Raw genomic sequence first — 4,110 nt, forward strand, 5'->3', positions numbered from 1 at the left:
AGGCGGCGCTGGCGGAAGAACGACCGCAGCAAGTCAGCCGAGACGTCGGCCTCGACGCCGGAGACGACCTCGAGCTGGTGGTTGAGGCGGCGGTCTCGGGGGATGTCGTACAGCGTCGAGGACGCGCCGGCCTTTTCATCGAGGGCGCCGAACACCAAGCGGTCGAGCCGTGCCCACACCAGCGCTCCGGCGCACATCGGGCAGGGCTCGAGCGTGACGTAGAGCGTGCAGCCGTCCAGCACCTTCGTGCCCAGCGTCTGGCACGCGGCCGAGACCGCGATCATCTCGGCGTGCGCCGTCGGATCGGAGAGCCGCTCGACCTGGTTGTGCCCGCGTCCGACGATCTGCCCGCCCTTGACGATGACGGCGCCGACGGGCACCTCGCCAGCCTCGTAGGCGCGCTCGGCCTCGAGGACGGCGAGCCGCATCCAGCGGCGGTCGGGGTCGAGGAGGGAGGAGAGGGACACCGGGATTGACGATGGGTGATCGGGCGATTGACGATTGGGGAGACCAGGGCGCCCTCGAGGTCGTTCCTCAACCTCGAGGTCTGTTCGACTGCTTCCCGAGGTCGCTCGTCGGCCTCGAGGGTGACACCTGATGCAGCGTCCCAATCTCGCGAACCCTGAACCGAGAACCCTGAACCCAAGATCCTGACCCGGAGCGCAGTCGACCGCGCCGACCTCGAGGGCGACAACTCAGCCACGCACCAGCGGCATCGTCATGCAGCGCGGGCCGCCGCGGCCTCGGGACAGCTCGTTGCCGGACAGCCGGACGGCGATCCGGTCCGTCGAGGCCGCCGCCGTGTCGCCGTAGAAGTCCAAGAAGCTCTCCGCATCGACGACGTGGAAGCCGTGGTCGCGGAGCGCGTCGTAGGTCACGTGGTTGCGCGCGTAGCCGACGACCAGTCCGGGCCGGATGGCGAACAGGTTCGCGCCATCGGTCCACTGCTCGCGGCGCTGCCGGACCGGGTCCGATCCTCCGCACGGGACGAACGTGAACTGACGTCCGGTCACGTCTTCCATGGCGTCCTTGAGCGTGGGGAACGGCCGGAAGCGCAGGTCCTGCTCGTCGATGGCCTCGATCAGGAAGACGTGGTCGCGCGCGTCCTCGATGATCGGCGGGAAGACGACGCAGGTGTCGTCGTCAGCGAAGGTGAACACCGTGTCGAGGTGCATGCAGTAGCGCTCCTCGGGCAGGTTGACCATGATCACGTGCTCGACGGACGTGCGGTCCAGGAGCGCGCGCGCCACGGCCAGGACGCCGCCCAGGCTGGTCCGCTCGCTCTGCCCGATCAGCACCAGCGACTCGTTGACGACCAGCAGGTCCCCGCCCTCGAATGAGACGTCCGGCGGAAGCTCGATCACGCGGTCCCGCGCGCCGGCAAACTGCGGGTGGTAGTCGTAGATCGTCTGCACGATCACGCTCTCGGGCGCCCGCGCCAGGGTCGCCGCGTGGCTGAGCAAGACGTGGTCTCCGACGACGGCCGACAGGTCGCGCGTGAACAGCAGGTTCGGGTGGGGCCACGCCGTGACCGAGAACGGCGCCTGACCCGTGACCGCGAACCGCAGCAGGTCGTCGGCCTCGAGGGACTTGAGCTCCGACTCGTAGGCCTCGAAGTTGCGGCTCGGCACCCGCTCGATGAGCCGGTCGACGTAGGACTCGCGAGCGCCGTCCTCGAGGAAGGCCTGGCGTAAGAGCGTCGTGAGCTGCACGACGGCGTCGTCGGATCCGACGGCCGCCTGGAAGAGGCGGATTAGGGTCGCGTGCTCGTCTCGGGCCTCCTCGACGAACAGAATGTCGTCGAACAGCAGGTCCTCGGCGCTCTGGGGCGTCACCAGCGTCATCTCCTCGCCCGGCGTGTGGACCACGACCTGGCGCAGCGGCGCCGTCTCGGACGGGATGTGGAACGGGGCGAGAGCGGCGTCGACGGACATAGAAGCGGCGGAAGGGCTTCCAAAGCTACGGGTGCCGAGATCGGCCTCGATGCCGCCGCGCTTCCACCCTCGAGGTCGATGCGGTCCACAGACACGTCGGTGCTGGGTCGCGCTTACGGGGTAGAGATGGAAGCCGCCACCGATCCCGCGACGGGAGATCAGACGTCCTCGAGGGCGATGTCGCTCCGCCTCGAGGACGGAACGGGTTCAGCGCCGCGACTTTTCCTTGACCAACTCCACGAACCGGAGCAACGCCGCCACGATCACCAGCACGATCACCACCAGCACGGCGAGCTTGAGGAGCCAGCCGGCCAGCTTGAGTACGATCGCGAGCACGCTGAACGCCGCCATCAGCACGATGGCGACCAGCAAAATCTGGAGCAGGCGCTGGATCAACATGGGACTAGAGCTGGAGGGCCTCGATGGACGCGAGCGGCGTGCCGTCCGACGTGCGGCCGCCCGAGATCACGATTCGGTTGGCGCCCAAAATAGTTGCAGTGTGGTCGGCCCTCGGTACGAGAAGCTGGACCGACGGCGGAAACACGAACGAGCGGTCGATCCCGAGGGCGTAGACCTCGATGCTCGAGAGGACCTCGCCGTCGGGCGTCCGTCCCCCCAGGATCGCGGTCAAGCCGCTCCCGATGCGGACGGCCGCGGCGTCGCTCCGCTCCGTCTGGAGTGGCACGGCCGGAAGCGCGGTGAAGCTGTAGGGGAACTGCGGCGGGTCCGAGGGCACCCACTGGAACGCGAACGACGGGTCTTGCCCGACGCCCAAGATGACCGAGGCCAGGGTCCCGCTCGGAACGTCGAGGTGCCCCACGAGGGGTGGGAAGGCGCCGGCGCCACCGGGCGGGGAGACGCGGACGAGGCGGAGGTCGTCGTCCTCGAGGTCGAACCGGAACACGTCGACGGTGCCCGAGACCGTGACGCCGGACGGTGTCGGGACCTGGCCTCCGTACGCGTAGACGTACGACTGGCCCTGGCGCTGGAGCACACGCACGGTGTGGCCCGTCCGCGCGAATCCGCCCTCGACGACGACGCGCTGGAGCCGCCCGCCGCCGTCGATAAACTCCGCCGCGTTGACGAACGATGCGGGTCCGCTCGGCGTCGCCGACGTCGTGCCGCCGAGCAGGAGGGTGCCGCTCTCGATCTGCGACGCCGTGTGTCCTGTCCGGGCGAGCAGCAGGTCGATCTCTTGAGAGCCGGACCCGGCCGTGTTCAGCAACGTGCCCGTCGACAGGGCTCGCCCGCCACCGTCGGAGCCGCCGGAGATCAGGGGGCGGCCGTCGAGGTCTTGAGAGATCGCGGCGTCGACGCGGAGCGCGTTCGTGGATCCGAGCGGGACCTGCCTCGCGTCGAGGTAGAGCGCGTAGAGCGTGTCGATCTCCATCTCGCCGTCGTCGTCCGTGATGTCGAGGATGAACGTGTTGAGCCCGTCCTCGAGGACGGTGTCGAACACGAACGCGCCTCCGACCGAGTCGAACGGGACCTCGTTCTGCCCGATGCGGACGGCCGCGACGCCGCTCTGTCGGGAGGGCCTGAGCTCGAGGCGCAGGTCCGGGCTCAGGCGAACGACGTCCAGGTCCGGCGACGCCGACAAGGTGCCGACCTCGAGGTCGTCGAGCTCGGCGCGGTCGCAGCCGGCCAAGACCAGGAGCGTGAGGAAGAGGAGACGTCTCACAGAAAGACGGGCGTGGGGTAGTCGACGCGGTCGAGGACGAGTCCGCGTGCCGGGGCCGCAGGGCCGGCCGCTCGGCGGTCGTGGGCCGCGAGAACGTCGGGCAAGCTGTCAGGCGTGCGCCGTCCGCGCCCGACCTCCAAGAGCGTACCGACGAACGCGCGGACCATGCCATGCAGAAACCGGTCCGCCTCGACCTCGAAGGCGAGGTCTCCAGGACGGTCTTCTGGAATCCAGCGCGCTCGCTCGACGGTGCACACCCGGTTCGTCGTCTCGGACTTGGTCCGGCAAAACGACGAGAACTCGTGCCGCCCGATGAGGTGACGCGCGGCCTCGTTCATGGCCTCGAGGTCGGGTGCCGAGCGGACGTGGACACGCGTGGCCCGGTCGAGGGCGCGGGGCGACGTGGACGCGCGGTAGACGTAGCGCCGACGCCGGGCGTCGTAGCGCGCGTGGAAGCCGTTGGGCGCGGCCTCGAGGGCGAGCACGGCCACGGAC

Annotated in this window: 4 protein-coding genes and 1 pseudogene; all 5 read right to left on the minus strand. The window is 69.4% G+C overall.

What is annotated here, in order from left to right; translation table 11 throughout:
• On the minus strand, nucleotides 1–467 hold a 467-nt coding region (tadA, locus tag WBA11_RS00505), incomplete at its 3' end, for a tRNA adenosine(34) deaminase TadA (RefSeq protein ID WP_424518778.1).
• Nucleotides 468–695: 228 nt separating this feature from the next.
• On the minus strand, nucleotides 696–1,934 hold the full coding sequence (locus WBA11_RS00510; RefSeq protein ID WP_424518779.1) for an arginine deiminase family protein: 1,239 nt from the start codon (nucleotides 1,932–1,934) through the stop codon (nucleotides 696–698).
• Between the two features lie 207 nt (nucleotides 1,935–2,141).
• Complete coding sequence (locus WBA11_RS00515) at nucleotides 2,142–2,333, minus strand: hypothetical protein (RefSeq protein ID WP_424518780.1); 192 nt, start codon at nucleotides 2,331–2,333, stop codon at nucleotides 2,142–2,144.
• A 4-nt stretch (nucleotides 2,334–2,337) separates the two neighbouring features.
• Complete coding sequence (locus tag WBA11_RS00520; protein ID WP_424518781.1) at nucleotides 2,338–3,615, minus strand: Kelch repeat-containing protein; 1,278 nt, start codon at nucleotides 3,613–3,615, stop codon at nucleotides 2,338–2,340.
• Nucleotides 3,612–4,110 (minus strand): annotated as a pseudogene (locus WBA11_RS00525) (tRNA pseudouridine(38-40) synthase TruA); the annotation flags it as partial. The gene WBA11_RS00520 and the pseudogene WBA11_RS00525, both read right to left, overlap by 4 nt.

Origin of the sequence: Rubrivirga sp. (genome assembly GCF_049648075.1) — a bacterium.
Taxonomy (GTDB): domain Bacteria; phylum Bacteroidota; class Rhodothermia; order Rhodothermales; family Rubricoccaceae; genus Rubrivirga.